Raw genomic sequence first — 20,692 nt, forward strand, 5'->3', positions numbered from 1 at the left:
GCGTGGTCATATGCGGGCGCTACGGTCTGGCGGAGACCCGGTGGCGCGCCGTGCGCGAATGCCGCCTGCGCCCTTCCTGCCACCCTCCTGCGGAGCGTTCCCATGGCCCTGTACAACTCGATCCTGGACACCATCGGCAACACCCCGGTTGTCCGCCTCAACCGCATTGCCCCCGACCACGTGACCCTGTACGCCAAGGTCGAATCGTTCAATCCCGGCGGTTCGGTGAAGGACCGCCTGGCGCTGGCGATCATCCTGGACGCCGAAGCGCGCGGGGTGCTCAAGCCCGGCGACACCATCATTGAGGCGACCTCCGGCAACACCGGCGTCGCTCTGGCCATGGTTGCGGCCGCACGCGGCTACAAGTTCGTGGCGACCATGGTGGAGACCTTCTCCATCGAGCGCCGCAAGCTGATGCGCGCCTACGGCGCCAAGGTGATCCTGACTCCCGCCGCCGAGCGCGGCTCGGGCATGGTGCGGCGCGCGGCCGAGCTGGCCCAGGAGCATGGCTGGTTCCTGGCCAGCCAGTTCACCAATCCCGCCAACCCGGCCTACCACCGCAACACCACCGCCGCCGAGATCCTGCGCGATTTCGCCGGCAAGCAGCTGGATTACTTCGTGACCGGCTGGGGCACCGGCGGCACCCTCACCGGCGTCGGTGAGGTCCTCAAAGTGGCCCGTCCCGAGACCCGCATCATCGCCACGGAGCCGGAAGGCGCGGCGCTGCTTGGCGGTGCCGAATGGAAGCCGCACAAGATCCAGGGCTGGACCCCGGACTTCGTGCCGGACGTGCTCAACCGCGGGGTGTTCGACGAGCTGCTGAGCATCGACGACGCGCGCGCAATCGAGACCTCACGCCGGCTGGCGGCCGAAGAAGGGATCTTCGTGGGCATCTCGGCCGGCGCCACCGTGGCCAGCGCGCTGGACGTGGCGGCCAAGGCCGCGCCGGGCAGCGTGCTGCTGGCGATGCTGCCCGACACCGGCGAGCGTTACTTCTCCACGCCGCTGTTCGCCGACATCAACGAGGGCTCGGACGACGAGTGGCTGGCCGGCCTGCCCTGAATCGGGCATTCCTTGCTGAATGCGACACGCCGGGTCGCATGGCCTGAGACGATGATGACGCAACCTTGATGCCCTGGCCGCCACCTTATGAGGCGGCAGATACAAGGAGCGGCACGCATGAAGATCGAAGTGTGGCAGGGCGACATCACGACCCTGGCGGTGGATGCGATCGTCAATGCGGCCAACGAATCCCTGCTCGGGGGTGGCGGCGTGGATGGCGCGATCCATCGCGCCGCCGGGCCGCAGCTGCTGGCCGAATGCGCGGCGCTGCCGGAGATCCGGCCGGGCATGCGCTGCCCTACCGGCGAGGTGCGGGCAACCGCCGGTTACAACCTGCCGGCGAAACACGTGCTGCACACGGTGGGCCCGGTTTGGCAGGACGGCCAGCGCGACGAGCCTGCATTGCTGGCCAACTGCTACTGGAAATCGCTGCAGCTGGCTGAGCAGATGGGCCTGCGTTCCATCGCGTTTCCCGCCATCAGCTGCGGGGTGTTCGGTTATCCACTGCACCAGGCCGCGCGCATTGCAGCGACCGAAACGCTGGCCTGGCAACGTTCGCACCGCGAACCGCAGCGGATCATCCTGGTGGCCTACAACGCGGCGACCTTCAAGGCGTACCACCAGGCGCTGGTGGAGTCGGGACAACCGCTGGATTTACCGGCAACCGCATGAAAAAACGCCGGCATTGCTGCCGGCGTTCTTCATTTCGCGGTGACGGCGAGGATCAGCCGTTCCACTTGCCCAGTGCGGCCTGGCCGTTTTCCTTGGCGCGGTCGTACACGGTCTGCTGTGCCTTGGCGACGTTGGCCTTGGTGTCCTTGGCCCACAGCTTCAGCGCGGCCTGCTGCATGGCGCGGCCGTAGGAGAAGCTCAGCGGCCACGGCAGGTTGCCCATCTGGTTCATGGCATTGAGGTGGGCGGTGGACTGCTCGTCGCTCTGGCCGCCGGACAGGAACACCACGCCCGGCAGGATCGCCGGCACGGTGCTCTTGAGGCACATCACGGTGGACTCGGCGACTTCCTCGACGTCGGCCTGCTCGTCGCAGCCCTTGCCGGAGATGACCATCGAGGCCTTCAGGATGGTGCCTTCCAGCAGCACGTTCTGCTGGTACAGCGCGTCGAACAGCGAGCGCAGGGTGGCTTCGGTGACTTCGTAGCAGGTTTCGATGTCGTGGTCGCCGTCCATGATGACTTCCGGCTCGACCATCGGCACCAGGCCGCATTCCTGGCACAGCGCGGCATAACGGGCCAGCGCGTGCGCGTTGGACTCGATGCAGGTGCCGGACGGAATGCTTTCGCCGATGTTGATCACCGCACGCCACTTGGCGAAGCGCGCACCCAGCTTGTAGTACTCCTGCAGGCGCTCACGCAGGCCGTCGAGGCCTTCGGTGACCATCTCGCCCGGGCAGCCGGCCAGGGGGTGTGCACCCTTGTCGACCTTGATGCCCGGGATCATGCCGTGGTCGGCCATGTACTTGGCGAACGGCACGCCGTCCTTGGTCGACTGGCGGATGGTTTCGTCGTACAGGATTGCGCCGGAGATGTGCTCGTTGAGCTTCGGCGTGGTCAGCAGCAGCTCGCGGTAGGCACGACGGTTCTCTTCGGTGTTCTCGATGCCCACGCTGGCGAAGCGCTTGGCGATGGTACCGGTGGATTCGTCGATGGCGATGATGCCCTTGCCCGGGGCGACCATGGCCTGGGCGGTTTCGGCCAGCTGTTCGATGCTCATGTATTTCCTGTGGCGGGTGCGGGAAAACAGCAATTATAGACCCGCCATTCCGTGAACTGGCCGTCCACGGATTCTGGAACCGGTTTCAGGAGAAAAGCCGGGCGGAGCCCGGCTCTACGTCACAGATCGCCCAGCCCGCTGGCGCGGCCGTCTTCACCTACTTCCAACAAACGCAGGGTGTTGGTGGCGCCGTGGGTTTCCATGTGCTCGCCGCTGGTGAACACCACGCGGTCGCCAGCCTGCAGCTGGTTGGCTTCGACCAGCAGGCGGATGCTGCCGCGCGCGGCTTCGCGCGGGGTCAGGCCGCGGCTGTCGAAGTTGATCGGGAACACGTCGCGCATCAGCGCCATCTGGCGGCGGGCGCCGTCGTGGCGGGTCACTGCGTACACCGGTGCCGAGGCACGGAAACGCGACAGGTAACGCGCGGTGCCACCGGATTCGGTCATCGCCACGATCGCGCGCACGCCCACGTGCTGGGACAGGAACATGGTGGCCATGGCGATGGCCTGGTCGGCACGTTCCAGGTTGCGCGGCGAGGCGCCGAAGTCGGTTTCGGTCTGGAACTGGCGCTCTGCACCCAGGCAGATGCGGGCCATCGCCTCCACGGCCTTGATCGGATAGGCACCGGCGGCGGTTTCGGCCGAGAGCATCACCGCATCGGTACCGTCGATGACCGAGTTGGCCACGTCCAGCACTTCGGCACGGGTCGGGATCGGGCTTTCGACCATCGACTGCAGCATCTGGGTGGCGGTGATCACCACCTTGTTCTGGGCCAGCGAGGCCTTGATGATCTTCTTCTGCAGGCCCGGCAGTTCGGCGTCGCCGATTTCCACGCCGAGGTCGCCACGCGCCACCATCACCACGTCGCTGGCGTCGACGATTTCCTCGAGATTCTCGATCGCTTCGGTACGCTCGATCTTGGACACCAGCGCGGCGTAGCAGCCGTGCTTTTCGGCGATCTCACGGGCGTCGTTCATGTCCTGCGCGTTGCGGCAGAACGAGACGGCGATGAAGTCCACGCCGATCTTGGCGACGATGCCGATCAGTTCCTTGTCGCGCTCGGTCAGCGCGCCCAGCGAAAGGCCGCCGCCCTGCTTGTTGAGCCCCTTGCGGTCGGACAGCACGCCGTCGTTGAGCACGGTGTTGACGATGCGCTCGCCCTGCACTTCCACCACCTGCAGCTGCATCAGGCCGTCGTCGAGCAGCAGCACGTCGCCCGGGGCCACGTCCTGCGGCAGGCCGAGGTAGCTCACGCCCACCTGGGTGGTGTCGCCGGCCGGCGCGGTCGGCGACGCGACCAGGTCGAAACGGTCGCCCGCCTTGAGCTGAATCTTGCCTTCGGCGAAGCGCTCGATGCGGATCTTCGGGCCCGGCAGGTCGGCCAGGATGCCCACTTCCACGCCCACGCGGGCGGCGGCGGCACGCACGTCGGCGGCACGCTTGGCCTGGCCGGACGGGTCGCCGTGGCTGAAGTTGAGGCGAACCACGTTCACGCCGGCGCGGAACAGATCCTCCAGCACGCCCGGCGGGTCGGTAGCCGGACCGAGGGTGGCAAGGATCTTCGTACGGCGCTGACGCTCAATCATGGTTCATGGGCTCCCGGGAAAGGATCGAAATTACCACACCCTTCACGTCCCATGAATACGTTTACAGCATTGTCGCGTCTGGGTTTCGACGATGTCCTGCAGACACGACGAGACCCGGACGCGACATGCGGCGGCGTACGGTCAGGCGCCGCGTGCTTCCAGTGCGGCCACGGCCGGCAGGGTCTTGCCTTCCAGGAACTCGAGGAACGCGCCGCCACCGGTGGAGATGTAGCTGACCTGGTCGGCGATGTCGTACTTGTCAACGGCGGCCAGGGTGTCACCACCGCCGGCGATGGAGAACGCCGGCGAGCTGGCGATGGCGCGGGCCAGCGCTTCGGTACCGTGGCCGAAGGCTTCGAACTCGAACACGCCGACCGGGCCGTTCCAGACCACGGTACCGGCCTTGGCGATCAGCGTGGCGTAGTGCGCAGCGGTCTGCGGGCCGATGTCGAGGATCAGGTCGTCTTCGGCCACGTCATTGACCGCCTTGACCGTCGCTTCGGCGTCCGGGAGGAACTGCTTGGCCACCACCACGTCGGTGGGCAGCGGAATGTCGGCGCCGCGCGCCTTGGCGTCGGCCACGATCTTCTTCGCGGTGTCCAGCAGGTCCGGCTCGTACAGCGACTTGCCCACGGCATGCCCGGCTGCGGCGATGAAGGTGTTGGCGATGCCACCGCCGACGATCAGCTGGTCGACCTTACCAACCAGGTTGGCCAGCAGTTCCAGCTTGGTGCTGACCTTGCTGCCGGCCACGATCGCCAGCAGCGGCTGCGCCGGTGCGTGCAGGGCCTTGGCCAGCGCGTCCAGTTCGGCCATCAGCAGCGGGCCACCGGCGGCAACCGGAGCGAAGCGGATCACGCCGTGGGTGGAGGCCTGGGCGCGGTGCGCGGTGCCGAAGGCGTCCATCACGAACACGTCGCACAGGGCGGCGTACTTGCGCGACAGCGCTTCGTCGTCCTTGCCCTCGCCCACGTTCATGCGGCAGTTTTCCAGCAGCACGATCGAACCCGGGGCCACGTCGACGCCGTCGACCCAGTCACGCACCAGCGGCACGTCCACGCCAAGCAGGGTGGACAGGCGCACGGCGACCGGCGCCAGCGAATCGGCTTCGCTCCACACGCCTTCCTGCGGGCGGCCCAGGTGCGAGGTGACCATCACCGCGGCGCCCTTTTCCAGCGCCAGCTTCAACGTCGGCAGCGAGGCGGTGATGCGCTGTTCGGAGGTGATGCGGCCGTTCTCGATCGGCACGTTCAGGTCCTGGCGGATCAGCACGCGCTTGCCGGAAAGGTCGAGGTCGGTCATGCGAACGATGGACATGGGGCAGCAACTCTTTGGCGGAAAGGGAAATGCGCCGCGCACGGCGCAGAGGGTCATTGTAGCGGTGCGCGCCCAGACGGTCGCAGCAGGCTGACTGCGAATCCACCTACCACCAGCACGCCGAGCAGCAGCAGGCCCCACAGCAGCCACCGCTTCCAGTCGCGTTGCGCCTGCACGGCGGCGTCGCCGGCCAGCACCTGCGCCGGCCCCTGCACGGTCGCAGCGGCCGGCTGCCACTGCGCGCCCTGCTGCTGGCGCAGCTGCGCGATCACGGTGCCCACCGGTGCGTCGGTACGCTGCGCGCGCACGCTGCCGGCCGCGACCGTGAACGGCGCTTCGCCTTGGCTGAGGAACACCAGCGCTTCGGGCTGGTAACCCAGCTTGAGGGTCGGCGCCTGGCTGGGCTGGGCCTGGCCGGCCATCAGCTTCCAGTAGCGGTCGCGGCTGGGCACGGCCAGCGACTGCGCCTGCGACTGGCGCCGCGCGGCGCTGTCCTGCAGCTGGTAGGCCACCCACGGGCCGGCCCGCACCTGCCACGGCCGGCTGGGGTCGTCCCGGCTGAGCAGGGTCCACTGCACCACGCTGTTGTCGGCGGTGGCGATGTCGACCTGGGCCACCGGGAAGCGGCCGTCCAGCGTGTATTCGAATTCGCCGGGCGTGCCGGCAGTACCGGCCAGCGTGCGCCACTGCCATTCGATCGCCTGCGCGGCCGCCACGCGTTCGACCTGCACGGCGGTCAGCACCGGCAGGCGCGCGCCCGCCAGCGGCACGATGCGGAAGTACTTCGCTTGGTGGCCGATCTCGATGCGTCGCTGCTGCAGGCGGTTGCCGCCCTGCTCCAGGTCGACCAGCGGCACTGCGTCGGCCACGCGCTGCCAGTCGCGCAGGTCGTCGCTGGCGTCCACCGCCACGCGCAGTTGCAGCGGTTCGGTGGACTGCCAGTCCAGCTGCAACGCCTGCACGCCGGTGCGCAGCGCGCTGGCGTCGACCAGCCAGCCGCCCGGCTCGGCGCTGGCGCCGCTGCGGCCCAGCCGCGCTTCCACCCGGCGCACGCTGCCGTCGGTGTTGCGTTCGGTCAGCAGCTGCAGGTCTTCGCCTGCACCGCCGCCCTGCGCCGGCAGCGCGAACCACGGCAGCGGCTGCCACTGCGCCGGACGCGCCAGCGGCTGGTCGGCCGAGAACAACGCCGCCGGCAGCGCCTGGCCCTGCGCGTTGAAGACCTGCACGTCGGCCAGCTGCGGCGACACCGCGCTGCGGTACTGCGCCTCGCTCAGGATCAGCCGGTAGGCGCCGGCCTGCGGCGCGGACAGCTGCAGCGGCCACTGTTCGCGGTAGTCCTGGCGCGCGTCGGCGGCCCACAACGCGGGCGCGGCCAGGGTCAGTGAAGCGGCGGCGATCAGGCGGCAGAAAAGGTTCACGGTTGTGGCTCCAGGGTAGCGTCCGGCGCGCGCGGCGGCGCCGGGGCCAGGTAGCCCACGACCGTGCACAGCAGGCCGTAGGCGATGAAGGAAGCAATACCCAGCAGGTTGCCCAGGTGCTGGCGGTCGATCAGCACCAGCTTGGCCAGTACCACGCCCATCAGCACCGCGCCAACCAGCCACAGCGCGCGTTGCCCACGTCGCGAGCCCCACACCCAGCTGATCACGCCGAGCACGCTCCAGACCACGGTCAGGCTGGTCTGGGCCAGCGTGGACGACCACAACCGCTCGTTCCACGGCACCCCGCCCCAGTGATGCACGGCATGCAGGGTGATGCTGGTCAGCGCGACGAAACCGGCCAGCGCCAGCAGCGGCACGCGCCGTGCCTGCAGTGCGGCCGGCGCCTGGCCGCGCCACAGCCAGCGCGCGAGCAGGGCGAGCACGGCCAGCTGTGCGAGTTCCAGCGGGTTCAACAGCGGAATCCACGGCAGCGGCGCTGCGCCACCGCGCGCGAACAGGTAGCCGACCCAGGCCAGCCCCAGCACCGCGAACAGCGTGCACTGCAATGCCGGGCGGGCCGCATCGAAGCGCTCGCCGAGCGGCACGCTCAGCCAACGCCAGCGCTGCAGCGAGATGGCAGCGACCACAAGCCACGGCAGCAACATCGCGGCCAGTGCCCAGCCTTCGGCCAGTGCGAAGCGGTCGGCGAGCCAGCTGGCGGTGAGCGAGACCACGGTGGGCCACAGCAACCACCACACGAACTGCGCGACCACGGCGACGCGGTCCTGGCCGCCGCGCAGGCACCACAGGCTGCGCACGCCGAGCACGGCGAACACCACCCAGGCCAGCGCGCCGTAGCCGGCGAACGGCTGGCGGTGGACGTCGGCCTGCCACAGCGCCAGCGGAAACGCGCACAGCAGCATCGCCAGCGTGGTCAACACCAACGCACGTGCCGGGAAGCGACGCTGGGTTTCCGCAGCGATCCAGCCGGTGACCGCGACCAGGATCAGCAGCGCATCCGGCCGACTGTCGAAGGCGATGAAGCGGCTGATCTCGTGGCTGGCGCCGCCCAGCCACCACAGCAGGCCCCACAGGTAGTACACGATGGCCGGTGCGTCGCGCCCGCTGCGGCGGTAGCTGAAGGCCGAGGCGAAGCCGGCCAGCGCCAACAGCAGGCCGCTCATGAAGGTTGGGTTGGCGATCGCGGTGGCGTCCTGCAGCCAGTAGTCGGCGCCGACCACGAAGCCGAACGCCGCACCCAGCTGCAGCAGCGCACCGGCAATCTGCGGCAGCCACCGCGACTGGCGCAGGCCCAGCCAGACCAGCGCCGCGCCTTCCAGCGCGAACACGCTGGCGGTGGCGCGTGCGGACAGCGCCAGCGGCACGGCCAGTGTGGCGAAGCCCACCGCCAGCACCGCGTGCGACTGGCCGAGCGCGGCATAGCGGTCGCGCCGGATCAGCACCCAGCCCAGCGCTGCATACAACGCCGCCAGGCCGAGCGCGCACAGCGCCAGCAGCAGGCGGTCGTCATGCAGCATGCCGGCCTGCAGCGAGAACGCGATCAGCGGCGTGCCGAACACCAGGCTGCCGTCGACCAGATCGCGCTTGTCGGCCGGTTGGCGGCGCGCGTAGAGGATCGGGATGAGCAGGTAGAAGGCGAAGAACAGCAGCAGGAACGGTTCGGTGCTGTTGAACTTGTCGGCGTTGTACTGCAGCACGCCCCAGGCGGTACCGATGCCGAAGGTGAAGGCGAAGCCCAGCAGGTTGAGCGCGCGCCACGGGCGCCACCAGGCGATGGCAAGGATGGCGGCGTTGAGTACTGCGTAGTACGAGAACAGGGCCACGTGGTTGCCGCTGCCGGTGGACAGCCAGATCGGTGCCATGAAGCCGGCGAGGATGCCGAGCACCGCCAGCGTGCGCGAATTCTGCACGACCGCGAGCACGCCCATGCCGGCGATCAGCACGATGCTCATCGCAAACGCGATGCCGGGTTCGATCAGTTCGTAGCGTTTGAACGCGGCAAAGATGGTCAACAACAGGATGCCGATCGCGCCGCCCTGCAGGGCCAGCGCGAACATCCGGCGGCGCTCGCGCTGCACCCAGCCGAACACCAGCCCGGCCAGTGCACCGGCGGCGATGGCGGCCAGGCGCAGTTCGATGGGCGCGTTGAGCCAGCCCTGGTCGCTGGCGTACTTGAGCAGTGCTGCGACACCGGCCAGCAGCACCAGCATGCCGATCTTGACCGGCACGTTGCCTTCGGTGAACCAGCGTTTGATCGTGCCGACGATGCGCTCGCCCAGGTCCGGGCCGCGCGGCGGCGGAACGAAGGGTTCGGGTCGGGCAGGCGGCGGGCCCGGGGGAAGCGGCGGTGGCGCGACGCGGGCGGCGGCGGCGAGTCGCTCGGGCTGGGGCGCTGGCTCGAATTCGGGCTCGGGCGCAGGTACGTCAGCGCGGAACGGCGATACCACGGGCGCCGGCGCCGGCGCGCGGGCGTCCCAGTCTGCAACCACCGGTTCGGCAGGCGCCGCAACGGTCCCTGCCTGCGCCTGTTCCAGCGCGGCAACCCGCCGGCGCAGGCCGGAAATCATCACCAGGGCAACGATCAGCAACACCGGCACGGCCAGCAACAGCAGTACCGCCAGGACAATCAGTGCTTCCATTCCGCGTCATCCTCGTGGGAACGCCACGGCCCACCTGGACGAGCATGGCGCCTGCGGCACGGGGACATCGTAACTGAATTGGCGGGGGTAAAAAAAAACGCCCTTCCTTGCGGTCGGGCGTTCTTTTTCGATCGTTGCGGCGTGGAGCCGGGCAGAGCCCGGCTCTACCGGGTGGGCGACACGTTGCGCGGGCGAACCCGGCGTCTTACGCGGCGACGACCTTGGCCATTTCCAGGCACTTGTTGGAATAGCCCCACTCGTTGTCGTACCAGGAGACCAGCTTGACGAAGGTGCCGTCCAGCGCGATGCCGGCTTCGGCGTCGAACACCGAGGTGTGGGTTTCGCCGCGGAAGTCGGTGGCCACGACCTTGTCTTCGGTGTAGCCGAGGATGCCCTTCAGCGCGCCTTCGCTCTGTGCCTTCACTTCAGCGCAGATCTCGGCGTAGGTGGCTTCCTTTTCCAGCTCGACGGTCAGGTCGACCACCGAGACGTCCGAGGTCGGCACGCGGAAGCTCATGCCGGTGAGCTTCTTGTTCAGTTCCGGAATCACCACGCCGACGGCCTTGGCCGCGCCGGTGGAGGACGGAATGATGTTTTCCAGGATGCCGCGGCCGCCGCGCCAGTCCTTGTTGGACGGGCCGTCAACGGTCTTCTGGGTGGCAGTGGCCGCATGCACGGTGGTCATCAGGCCGCGCTTGATGCCCCACTTGTCGTTGATCACCTTGGCCAGCGGCGCCAGGCAGTTGGTGGTGCACGAGGCGTTGGAGATGATCGCCTGGCCGGCATAGGTCTTGTCGTTCACGCCGTACACGAACATCGGGGTGTCGTCCTTCGACGGCGCCGACAGGATCACCTTCTTCGCGCCCGCGTCGATGTGCTTCTGCGCGGTTTCCTTGGTCAGGAACAGGCCGGTGGATTCGATCACCACGTCCACGCCGACCTCGTCCCACTTGAGGTTGGCCGGGTCGCGTTCCTGGGTCAGGCGGATCTTCTTGCCGTTGACCAGCAGGTCGTTGCCCGAGACCGACACGTCGGCCTTGAAGCGGCCGTGCACGGAGTCGTACTTCAGCATGTAGGCCAGGTAATCCGGCTCCAGCAGATCGTTGATGGCGACGATTTCGATGTCATTGCCGAAATTCAGCACGGCCGAACGCAGCACGTTGCGACCGATGCGGCCGAAACCGTTGATGCCAACCTTGATTGCCATGTTCACAAGCTCCTGCAGCCGCAACGATGCGGCCCAATGGAAAGGGGCTGTCATTCTAGCAAAGGCCACTCGCAAGCGGCCCCCGGCTGCCGACGGGTAAGCGGTTACAACGAAAATTTCACGATTTGATCCGGATCAAGGCGCGGCAGGGCACGGACGGGAAGACTGGCCCTATTCCACCCGCCACGAGACTGCACCATGCGTACCCCCTCCCCCCTCCTGCTTGCCAGCCTTGCCGCCGCCCTCGCCCTGGCCGCCAGCCCCGCCATGGCCCAGTCCAAGGGCGACTGGACCATTGCCGCCGGCGTGCACCAGGTTGCACCCAAGTCCAACAACGGCACCCTGGCCGGCGGCCTGCAGGTCGACGTGGACAGCGACATCAAGCCGACCATCACCGGCGAGTATTTCATTGCCGACAACCTGGGCATCGAGATCCTGGCCGCGCTGCCGTTCAAGCACGACATCAACATCGACGGTCTGGGCCGCGTCGGCAGCACCAAGCACCTGCCGCCGGTGGTCTCGCTGCAGTACCACTTCAACAGCAAGGGCAAGGTGTCGCCGTTCGTCGGTGCCGGCCTGAACTACACCACCTTCTTCAGCGAGGAGACCGGCGGCGCGCTGACCGGCAGCCGGCTGAAGCTGGACGACTCCTGGGGCCTGGCCGCCCATGCCGGCCTGGACTTCGCCGTCGGCGAGAAGGGCGCCCTGCGCGTAGACGTGCGCTGGATCGACATCGACACCGACGTGAAGCTGGATGGCGCCAAGCTCGGCACGGTCAAGATCGACCCGCTCGCCTACGGCCTGGCCTACGTGTTCAAGTTCTGATCGCCGATCAGGACCGCACCGCGCAACACCCGTCGCAGCACGAGATTGCCCCGGCCTGGCCGGGGCTTTTTTATGCAGGACTGCACACCGACACCGACGGCAAATGCCCCGATGCGGGTGGGTCGTTAGAATGGGCCGATGAAAATCGCCTCCCTGCTCTCTTCTTCCGCGCTGCTGCTCACGCTTACCCTGGTTTCCACCGACGCCCTGGCCTGGGGCGCACAGGGCCACCGACTGGTGGCCCGTGTCGCCGAACCGCGGCTGACCGCGCAGACCCGCGCCGAGGTGGCCCGCCTGCTCGCCAACGAACCCACCCCGACCCTGGCTGCGATCGCGCCGTGGGCCGATGAACTGCGTGCCAAGGACCCCGGGCTGGGTAAGCGCTCGGCCGGCTGGCACTACGTGAACATCGGCGAGGACGACTGCCAGTACGAGGTCGAGCGCAACTGCCGCAACGGCAACTGCGTGGTGGAAGCGCTGAAGACCCAGACCGCCATCCTCGGCGACCGCAGCCGTACCGATGCCGAACGTGCGCAGGCGCTGAAGTTCGTGGTCCATTTCGTCGGCGACATCCACCAGCCGATGCACGCCGGCTACGGCCACGACAAGGGTGGCAACGATTTCCAGGTGCAGTTCAACGGGCGCGGTACCAACCTGCATTCGCTGTGGGACAGCGGCCTGCTGAACACGATGAAGCTCGATGACGACGCCTGGACGAAGCGGCTGGCCGCGTTGCCCAAGCCGAAGTTCGGCAAGCGTTCGGCGATCGACACCGACGCGGTGCAGTGGGCGGAAGCCAGCTGCCGGATCGCGATTGCACCTGGTGTTTACCCCCCGAAGCGTACGCTGGATGCAGACTACGCCGCGACCTGGCTGCCGGTCGCCGAACGCGAGCTGCGCCTGGCCGGCGAACGCCTGGCGGTGCTGCTCAACGACACGCTGGGTAAACCCTGAGGTCATCGCCATGACGCCGCACGTTGCCAGTTTCTTCCACCCCGACAGCCACACCTTCAGCTACGTGGTGCATGACCCGGCAACGCGGCAGGCGGCGGTGATCGACCCGGTGCTGGATTACGACCCGGACACCGATGCGCTGGGTGCCGGGCCGCTGCAGCCGCTGCTGGCGCATGTGCGCGAACAGACACTGGACGTTCGCTGGTTGTTGGAGACCCACGCCCATGCCGACCATGTCAGCGCCGGGCGCTGGCTGAAGCAGCAGTGGCCACAGGCGGCGCTGGCGATGGGTGCGGGAATCGTGGAAGTCCAGCGCACGTTCGCACCGCGCTATGCGCTGGACGTGCCCACCGACGGGTCACAGTTCGACCGTCTGTTCGCCGACGGCGAAACGTTTGCGTTGGGCGATGTGGCGGCTGAGGTCATCGCCGTTCCAGGGCATACCAGCGACAGCGTGGCCTATCGCATCGGCGATGCGCTGTTCACCGGCGATTCGTTGTTCATGCCCGACGGCGGCACCGCCCGCTGCGATTTCCCGGGCGGCGATGCGGCGCTGCTGTACCGCTCGATCCAGCGGCTGCTGGCGCTGCCCGAGGCCACCCGGGTGTTCATCTGCCATGACTACGGCCCGGGTGGTCGCGCGGTGGCCAACGAGACCACCATCGGCGAGCAGCGCGCGCGCAACATCCACCTGCGCGACGGGGTGGGCGAAGCGGAATTCGTTGCGACCCGACAGGCAAGGGATGCAACGTTGGCCGAACCCAAACTGATGCATCCCTCGGTGAAGGCCAACCTGCAGGGCGGCGCGGAACCCTGAAGGCCCGGTTTTACCGCCGATGCACGACGTGCTCGCCTTTCACGATCTCGAAGGTGAAGGCGTAGAACAGGCTGACCGCCACCGGCTCGATGCGTTCGGCATCGTTGCAGTCACCCGGATCGCGCGGGGTGGTGCCGATGGCGAAGTGGCACACCGCTGCGGGTGTATACCGCCACGCCGCCACCGCTTCCTGCGCGGCAACCACCAACACCTGGTTCTCTGCCTCGCTGCCGGCGGCACAATCGCTGCGTTCGGCTACCGGCGCGCTGCGCTCCACCCTGCCCTCTGCGTCCACCACGACCTGCAGGCACACCGTGGTCGGTGCCAGTTCCCGTCGCGGGTCGCGGTCGCCCACCACCGGGTCCGGTCCGGCATACAGCTGCGGCATGCGATACCCCTCGCTGGGCTGCAGCGTGTACGCCTGCACGGCACCGGCGCCACCGGCCGCGTCCATCTTCAGGCGCTGGTAGCCGACATTCTCGGCGCGGGTTTCCACCCGGGTCACTGCCGGCTGGCTGGCGCAGCCGGCCAGCAGCAGGACCAGGGCGCCGTAGGTCGCCCTCACGGCGCGGGCGCCGGCTCGGGTTGGTCCAGGGCGAAGGTCAGCGGAATCTGCAGCGCGGATGCCACCGGCTTGCCGTCCCTGCGCGCAGGTTCAAACGTCCACTTCTGGGCGGCGGCGATCGAGACCGCGTCGAACACGCCGGCCGGGGTGGAGCTGATGACGCTTACGCCGGAGGTACGCCCTTCGGCATCCACGTTCACGCGCAGCACCACCTTGCCGGAAATGTTCTGCTCGAACGCGCTCCTCGGGTAAGCCGGCGGCGACATCAACTTTGCCTGGGCGCCGACGGTGGCCGCGTCTGGCGGGGTAGAACCGTCCGTCCCGGCGGCCGGTTCGGCCGTGATCTGCGTCTGCATCCCGGTGACACGCTGGCTGGCCCACGCCATCGTGCTGATGCCCACGCACAACCCCAGCACCAGCAGCTGGCCCGACCACCGCGGCACTGCGTTTCGCTTGTGTTCCTTCAACATGCCTATCCGCTCCTTCAACATCGGTTGGCTGCGCCAGTGGCAGGCCATGGGCGCAGCCGGGTGGACCAACTGCGCCTTGAGCAGGGCGTTGGCGTAAAGCCGGCGCAGGGCCGGATGCGGGTCGACCGTGCGCGCGTCGCAGGCCAGCTCCTGGTCGAACAGGAAGCGGCGCGTCGCCCACGGCAACAACGGGTGGAACCAGAACAGGCAGCGCAGCAGGGCAAGTGCGGCGTTGGCCCAGTGGTCGCCGTGGCGACGGTGCTGGTGTTCGTGCTGCAGGATCAGGTCCTGCTCGGCGACGGCGAAGCGCTGGTCGAAATCCGGGCCGACCACCACGCGTGGGGCGAGCAGGCCGACCAAGGCCGGCAGGCCCGGGTCGCCACTGGCCTGCCAACTGCCATCACTGCGCGGCTGCAGCGTGCCGAGGGCGCGCTCGAAACGGCGCTGGCCACGCCACTGCACGACCGCAACCGACACAGCGCCGGTCGTCCAGAGCGCGATCAGCAGGGTCGGCCACAGGACCGCATCGGTCGGCACGACGTTGGCATGCAGCACCGCTCCCAGCGCCAGCAGTGGCGCGCTGTCGGTGAACGCAGGTGCGGGGGATGGCAACAACGGGGCGACCAGCACCAGCGGCAGCAGCCACCAGCTGCGATACACCAGCGCGGCACCGCCGAGGCGCTGCAGCAGTGGCCGCACCGCGCCCAGCAGCAGCACCGCCAGCGTGGCCCACGCGCTGGCCTGGAGCAGTCCATGCAGCGCGTCAGTCATGGTCGAGCTCCTGGATCAGCTTTTTCAGCTCGGCGATGTCCTGCGCACTGAGTTCGCCGCGCTGGCTGAAATGCGCCACCAGCGGGGCGACCCGGCCGGCAAACAGCTTGTCGAGCAGGCCGCTGCTCTGTTCGGCCACCCAGGCCTGGCGCTGCAGCACCGGCGAGTAGAGATAGCGCCGCCCTTCCCGGCTGGCGCTGATGGCGCCCTTGGTGAGCAGGCGGTTGAGCAGGGTCTTGATGGTGGGCTCGGCCCAGTCGCGGTCGGCCAGTGCGGCGACCACGTCGTCGGCGCCCAGCGGGTTCCGGTTCCAGAGCACTTCCATGACAACGGCCTCGGCTTCGCTGATCTGGCTCATCATTTACATCCGTAATCGACGGATCGATTACGCGCGTAATCCAATCCGGTGTCAAGCCCCCATGTCGAGAGCCGTTCAAACCGGAAATGCTGTAATGCCGGAAAGCCTTTGCAGGAACGCACCGCATGACCGAGCACCTCACCGACCTGGACGCCGCCACCGACTGGTTGCTGCAGCGCGTGGAGGGGCCGCTGCGCATCGGTGCGCCGCTGGCGCTGGGCAAGCCGCACCGGCTGCTCAACGCGCTGTATGCGCGGGTGGAGAACGATCCGTCGCGGCCGCTGCAGATCTACACGGCGCTGTCGTTGAACCCGCCCAAGCCGGGCGGCGGTGGGTTGGAGGCGCGCTTCATGGGGCCGTTCGCGGCGCGCCACTTCGGCGAGGATTTTCCGCGCCTGGCCTATGCGGACGCGATGCTGCGCGACCGCCTGCCGGCGCACGTGCAGGTGGAGGAGTTCTACATGCAGTCGGGGGCGCTGCTGAATTCGTCGCAGGCGCAGCGCGGCTATACGAGCTTGAATTACACGCATGCGGCAGACGCGGTGGCGCAGCGTGCGCCGCACGCGATCGTGCAGAAGGTGGCGATGCGTCCGGACGACCGGCGGCTGTCGCTGTCGTGCAACAACGACATCACGCAGGACACGATCGAGGCGATGCTGGCGCGCGGGCTGCCGCGGCCGCTGCTGATCGCGGAAATCGATCCGCAGTTGCCCTATCTGGGCGGCACGGCGACGGTAGATGTGTCGTTCTTCGATCTGGTGATCACGCCACCGGCGCCGTACCCGGCGCTGTTCGGGCTGCCGCGCCAGCCGGTGAGCGATGCGGACTATGCAATCGGGCTGTACGCGAGTGCGCTGGTCCGCGACGGCGGCACGCTGCAGATCGGGATCGGGACGCTGGCCGATGCAATCAGCCATGCGCTGGTGCTGCGCCACACGGACAATGCGCGCTACCGGCAGATCCTGCATGCGCTGGATCCGACGCTGGCGAGCAATCCGACGGTGCTGGAATGCGGTGGGCTGGAGCCGTTCGAGGTGGGGTTGTACGGCTGCAGCGAGATGCTCAACGAGGGCTTCCGGCGGTTGGTGCAGACGGGGGTGATCCGGCGCAAGGTGCATGATGACCTGGCGCTGATGGAGCGGATCGAAAGCGGCAGCACGCTGACCATCGACCACGCGACGCTGGAGGCGGAGGGCGAGTACCTGCACGGGGCGTTCTACCTGGGCTCGCCGGAGTTCTACGAGTGGCTGCGCGAGCTGCCGGAGGAGGAGTCGCGGGCGATCGGGATGCGCCGGATCAGCGAGATCAACCAGCTGTACGGCGGCAACGAGGCGCTGGAACGGCTGCAGCGGCGGCATGCGCGCTTCTTCAATTCCTGCATGATGGCGACGGCGCTGGGCGCGGCGGTGTCGGACGCGCTGGAAGACGGCCGGGTGGTGTCGGGGGTGGGCGGGCAGTACAACTTCGTGGCGATGGCGCATGCGCTGCCGGAAGCACGCAGCGCGCTGATGTTCCGCGCGGTGCGCGAGGACAAGGGCGGGCTGCAGTCGAATGTGCGCTGGAACTATGGGCACACGACGATTCCGCGCCACCTGCGCGACATCTACATCAACGAGTATGGGATCGCGGACCTGCGCAACCTGACGGACGAGGACTGTGTGATCGGGATGGCGTCGATCACCGATGCGGGGTTCCAGGCGGGGTTGCTGGAGACGGCCAAGGCGTCGAAGAAGCTGGCGACTGCCTTCGTTGCACCGGAGCAGTGGGCGCGGCGCAACACGGGCGCTGCGGTCAGCGCGGCACTGGCGCCGTTCCGGCAGTCGGGCGCCCTGCCCGACTATCCGCTGGGCAGCGATTTCACCGAGGTCGAGCAGCACCTGGTGAAGGCGTTGGGGTGGTTGAAGCAGAACACGCAGACACGGAGCGCGAAGTTGCGCACGGTACTGGCGGCGCTGACCCAGCCGGCTGGCGATGGCGACGTGGTGTATCTGCAACGGATGGGGTTGGATGCGCCCTCCAGCATTGGCGAGAAGCTGGAAGCGCGGTTGGTTCGATTGGGGTTGGCGCGTACGGCGTAACGCGTCCGACCTGTTGAATCGCACACCGGTAGTGCCGGCCGCCGGCCGGCTCCCCGGATTGCACGCGATCTGTAGAGCTGGGCTCTGCCCAGCTGCTGTTGGATTCAGGCGAACAGCTGCAGGGTGCGCGGTTTCCCTGGCTTGGGCCGCCCGGTGCCGGTTTGCGGGGGCGCCGTAAACCCATTCATGGGGGCTACGCGGACGCCATCCATGGCGCCGAGTCCCCCGCAAACCGACCCCGGTCGACCCTTTGACAGTTTTCAGGTGGCCTGGGGAAACGCGGCTGTCGGCCGTTGGCCGACATCGGGTTTCGTTCGATTCTCAGTCGTTACCGGACGTTGGTTTGTTCACGGCGGTTGTTTGGGAACCAACCCTACCGCCTGAAGCGAAGCGCGTAGTGACACGCCATGCGTGTCCACCGTAGACCATCACCCCGCGCATTCGTGTCGACCAACGGTCGACACACCGGCTTTTCCCATGGCCTGCGACCCACTATCGGAGGGTCGGCGGGGTGGGTTTGAGGGGGCACGAGCCGCATGGATGCGGCGATGAGCTTACATGGACGTACTTGCAGCGTCCCCCACAAACCCACACCCGACGGCCCTGACCAGGGAGACCCGCAGACAAGGGCTGTTCGCCTGAATCCAACAGCGAGCCGGGCAAGGCCCGGCTCTACCGGACTTCATGCAATCCGGGGAGCCGGCCGGCGGCCGGCACTACCGGCGCTACCGCGCATCCCAAAAAACGGCGCTTCCGTTTCGGGAAGCGCCGTTGCTTTTCGCGTCAGTGACGAACGCTTAGTTGGCCAGCTGGGCCTTGGCTGCTGCCACCACGTGTTCGGCGGTGATGCCGAAGTGCTTGTACAGCGCTTCGGCCGGGGCCGAGGCGCCGAAGGTGTCGATGCCTACCACGGCGCCGTCCAGGCCCACGTACTGGCGCCAGAAACCGGTGACGCCGGCTTCCACCGCCACGCGGTTGCGGATCGCGTTCGGCAGCACCGACTCGCGGTAGCCCGCGTCCTGGCGCTCGAACACGTCGGTCGACGGCATCGACACCACGCGGGTCTTGATCCCGGCCGCGTCCAGTTCCGCCTTGGCCGTCATCGCCAGGCCCACTTCCGAACCGGTACCGATCAGGATCACGTCCGGCACGCCGCCTTCCGCATCAGCCAGCACGTAACCACCGCGCGCGATCTGCGCCACCTGCTCGCTGCTGCGCTGCTGGTGCGGCAGGTTCTGACGGCTGAACACCAGGCAGCTCGGGCCGTCCTGGCGCGTGATCGCCGCCTTCCAGCTCACTGCCGATTCAACCGCATCGCACGGTCGCCACACGTCGTTGTTCGGGATGTAACGCAGCGACGCCAGGTGCTCCACCGGCTGGTGGGTCGGACCGTCTTCGCCCAGGCCGATCGAATCGTGCGTGTACACGTGGATCGCATGCGCCGGGATCAGCGCGCTCATGCGCACGCCGTTGCGCGCGTAATCGCTGAACACCAGGAACGTCGCATCGAACGGAATGAAACCGCCGTGCAGCGCCAGGCCATTGGCAATGGCCGTCATGCCGAACTCGCGCACCCCGTAGTACACGTAGTTCGCGTTCGGATCGTCCGTGGCGACCGACTTGCTCGCCTTCCACAGCGTCAGGTTCGAGTGCGCCAGATCGGCCGAACCGCCCACCAGTTCCGGCAGCAACGGCGCGAACGCCTCGATGGCCAGCTGCGACGCCTTGCGCGACGCAATGGTCTGGCCCTCGGCCTGCACCTGCGCGATGTACGCGTCCGCCTTGGCCACGAAATCGGCCGGCAGCTCACCGTTCGAACGACGGGTCAGCTCTTCGGCTTCCGCCGGGAACTGCGCCGCGTACTTGTCGAACTGCTGCTCCCACTCCGCCTGGCGCAGCGTGCCGGTAGCGCCCGCACGCCAGCCCGCGTAGATCTCTTCCGGGATCTCGAACGGACCGTAGTTCCAACCCAGCTGCTTGCGGGTCGCTTCCAGCTCGTCCTTGCCCAGCGGCGCGCCGTGGCTCGATTCCTTGCCCGCCTTGCCCGGCGAACCGAAACCGATCGTCGTGCGGCAGCAGATCAGGGTCGGCTTGTCCGACTGCGACAGCGCGCTTTCGATCGCCGCCTTGATGCTGTCCGGGTCGTGGCCATCGACGCCGCGCACCACGTTCCAGCCATAGGCCTCGAAACGCTCGGGGGTGTTGTCGGTGAACCAGCCTTCGGTGTTGCCGTCGATCGAAATGTGGTTGTCGTCCCAGAAGCAGACCAGCTTGTCCAGGCCCCAGGTGCCGGCCAGCGACGCCGCTTCATGCGACACGCCTTCCATCAGGCAGCCGTCGCCCAGGAACACCCAGGTGCGGTGGTCCACGATCTCGTGTTCCGGACGGTTGTAACGCTGCGCCAGCAGCTTCTCTGCCAGCGCGAAACCCACCGCATTGGCCAGGCCCTGGCCGAGAGGACCGGTGGTGGTCTCCACCCCGGGGGTTTCGTGGTGTTCCGGGTGGCCGGCGGTCTTGCTGCCGAGCTGGCGGAACTGCTTGAGCTGCTCGATCGGCAGGTCGTAGCCGCTCAGGTGCAGCAGCGCGTACTGCAGCATCGAGCCGTGGCCGTTGGACAGCACGAAACGGTCGCGGTTGAACCACTTCGGGTTGTTCGGGTTGTGACGGAGATAGTCGTTCCAGAGGACTTCCGCGATGTCCGCCATGCCCATCGGCATGCCGGGGTGACCGGACTTGGCGGTTTCGACCGCATCAGCGGCAAGGAAGCGGATGGCGTTGGCCAACTGGCGGCGGGTGGGCTGCGTCATGATTCAGGGGTGTCGGGAGGCTCCCGCTGTTTGCGGGCCGCCCATTGTCCCATAGTCCACCCGCCGGG

The 20,692-nt window shown here is 67.9% G+C and carries 16 protein-coding genes; 6 read left to right on the forward strand and 10 right to left on the reverse strand.

Annotated elements, in window-relative coordinates:
* Positions 1-102 precede the first annotated feature (102 nt).
* On the forward strand, positions 103-1,062 hold the full coding sequence (gene cysK / locus HGB51_RS06905; RefSeq protein ID WP_070209035.1) for a cysteine synthase A: 960 nt from the start codon (positions 103-105) through the stop codon (positions 1,060-1,062).
* A gap of 117 nt (positions 1,063-1,179) precedes the next feature.
* Positions 1,180-1,734, forward strand: a complete 555-nt coding sequence (locus HGB51_RS06910) for an O-acetyl-ADP-ribose deacetylase (RefSeq protein WP_070209034.1) — start codon at positions 1,180-1,182, stop codon at positions 1,732-1,734.
* A gap of 52 nt (positions 1,735-1,786) precedes the next feature.
* Here HGB51_RS06910 and HGB51_RS06915 read toward each other — a convergent pair whose 3' ends face one another.
* The 6 genes from HGB51_RS06915 to gap all read right to left on the reverse strand — a co-directional run bounded on the left by HGB51_RS06915 (position 1,787) and on the right by gap (position 10,979).
* The gene (locus HGB51_RS06915) at positions 1,787-2,791 is read right to left on the reverse strand and encodes a class I fructose-bisphosphate aldolase (protein ID WP_017356577.1); all 1,005 of its coding nucleotides are present in this window, start codon (positions 2,789-2,791) and stop codon (positions 1,787-1,789) included.
* Positions 2,792-2,910: 119 nt separating this feature from the next.
* Positions 2,911-4,377: a pyruvate kinase gene (pyk, locus tag HGB51_RS06920; protein ID WP_102945197.1), complete on the reverse strand. Its 1,467-nt coding sequence runs from the start codon at positions 4,375-4,377 to the stop codon at positions 2,911-2,913.
* Positions 4,378-4,518: 141 nt separating this feature from the next.
* Positions 4,519-5,694, reverse strand: coding sequence for a phosphoglycerate kinase (locus HGB51_RS06925; protein WP_070209645.1), 1,176 nt, complete (start codon positions 5,692-5,694; stop codon positions 4,519-4,521).
* Positions 5,695-5,747: 53 nt separating this feature from the next.
* Positions 5,748-7,112: a DUF3999 domain-containing protein gene (locus HGB51_RS06930; RefSeq protein ID WP_070209644.1), complete on the reverse strand. Its 1,365-nt coding sequence runs from the start codon at positions 7,110-7,112 to the stop codon at positions 5,748-5,750.
* Complete coding sequence (locus tag HGB51_RS06935; RefSeq protein ID WP_171966768.1) at positions 7,109-9,772, reverse strand: DUF2339 domain-containing protein; 2,664 nt, start codon at positions 9,770-9,772, stop codon at positions 7,109-7,111. Before HGB51_RS06935 ends, HGB51_RS06930 begins: the two co-directional genes overlap by 4 nt.
* Positions 9,773-9,977: 205 nt before the next feature.
* On the reverse strand, positions 9,978-10,979 hold the full coding sequence (gene gap, locus HGB51_RS06940; protein WP_070209447.1) for a type I glyceraldehyde-3-phosphate dehydrogenase: 1,002 nt from the start codon (positions 10,977-10,979) through the stop codon (positions 9,978-9,980).
* A 198-nt stretch (positions 10,980-11,177) separates the two neighbouring features.
* Here gap and HGB51_RS06945 point away from each other — a divergent pair, with 198 nt between their 5' ends.
* The 3 genes from HGB51_RS06945 to HGB51_RS06955 all read left to right on the forward strand — a co-directional run bounded on the left by HGB51_RS06945 (position 11,178) and on the right by HGB51_RS06955 (position 13,575).
* Positions 11,178-11,804 (forward strand): OmpW/AlkL family protein, encoded by a 627-nt coding sequence (locus tag HGB51_RS06945; protein WP_070209445.1) that lies wholly within the window; start codon positions 11,178-11,180, stop codon positions 11,802-11,804.
* A 138-nt stretch (positions 11,805-11,942) separates the two neighbouring features.
* Entirely contained in the window at positions 11,943-12,758 is an 816-nt protein-coding gene (locus tag HGB51_RS06950) for a S1/P1 nuclease (RefSeq protein ID WP_070209444.1), read from the forward strand.
* 10 nt (positions 12,759-12,768) lie between these two features.
* Entirely contained in the window at positions 12,769-13,575 is an 807-nt protein-coding gene (locus HGB51_RS06955) for an MBL fold metallo-hydrolase (RefSeq protein WP_070209443.1), read from the forward strand.
* A gap of 10 nt (positions 13,576-13,585) precedes the next feature.
* Here the strand turns inward: HGB51_RS06955 and HGB51_RS06960 are convergent, their stop codons facing one another.
* From HGB51_RS06960 to HGB51_RS06970, 3 genes are read right to left on the reverse strand one after another with little or no spacing between them, the layout of a single operon-like run.
* Positions 13,586-14,140, reverse strand: a complete 555-nt coding sequence (locus HGB51_RS06960) for a hypothetical protein (protein ID WP_070209442.1) — start codon at positions 14,138-14,140, stop codon at positions 13,586-13,588.
* A complete protein-coding gene (locus HGB51_RS06965) occupies positions 14,137-15,381 on the reverse strand; it encodes a TonB family protein (protein ID WP_070209441.1) in 1,245 nt (414 codons plus the stop codon). Before HGB51_RS06965 ends, HGB51_RS06960 begins: the two co-directional genes overlap by 4 nt.
* Complete coding sequence (locus HGB51_RS06970; RefSeq protein WP_070209446.1) at positions 15,374-15,739, reverse strand: BlaI/MecI/CopY family transcriptional regulator; 366 nt, start codon at positions 15,737-15,739, stop codon at positions 15,374-15,376. The genes HGB51_RS06965 and HGB51_RS06970 overlap by 8 nt, the downstream gene beginning before the upstream one ends.
* 125 nt (positions 15,740-15,864) lie before the next feature.
* Here HGB51_RS06970 and HGB51_RS06975 point away from each other — a divergent pair, with 125 nt between their 5' ends.
* Positions 15,865-17,817 carry an acetyl-CoA hydrolase/transferase C-terminal domain-containing protein gene (locus HGB51_RS06975; RefSeq protein WP_070209440.1) on the forward strand — a complete coding sequence of 651 codons (1,953 nt, stop codon included), beginning with the start codon at positions 15,865-15,867 and terminating at the stop codon, positions 17,815-17,817.
* Between the two features lie 797 nt (positions 17,818-18,614).
* Here HGB51_RS06975 and tkt read toward each other — a convergent pair.
* Entirely contained in the window at positions 18,615-20,624 is a 2,010-nt protein-coding gene (tkt, locus tag HGB51_RS06980) for a transketolase (protein WP_070207404.1), read from the reverse strand.
* Between the last annotated feature and the right edge of the window lie 68 nt (positions 20,625-20,692).

The sequence above is a fragment of the Stenotrophomonas bentonitica genome (assembly GCF_013185915.1).
Lineage (GTDB): Bacteria > Pseudomonadota > Gammaproteobacteria > Xanthomonadales > Xanthomonadaceae > Stenotrophomonas > Stenotrophomonas bentonitica.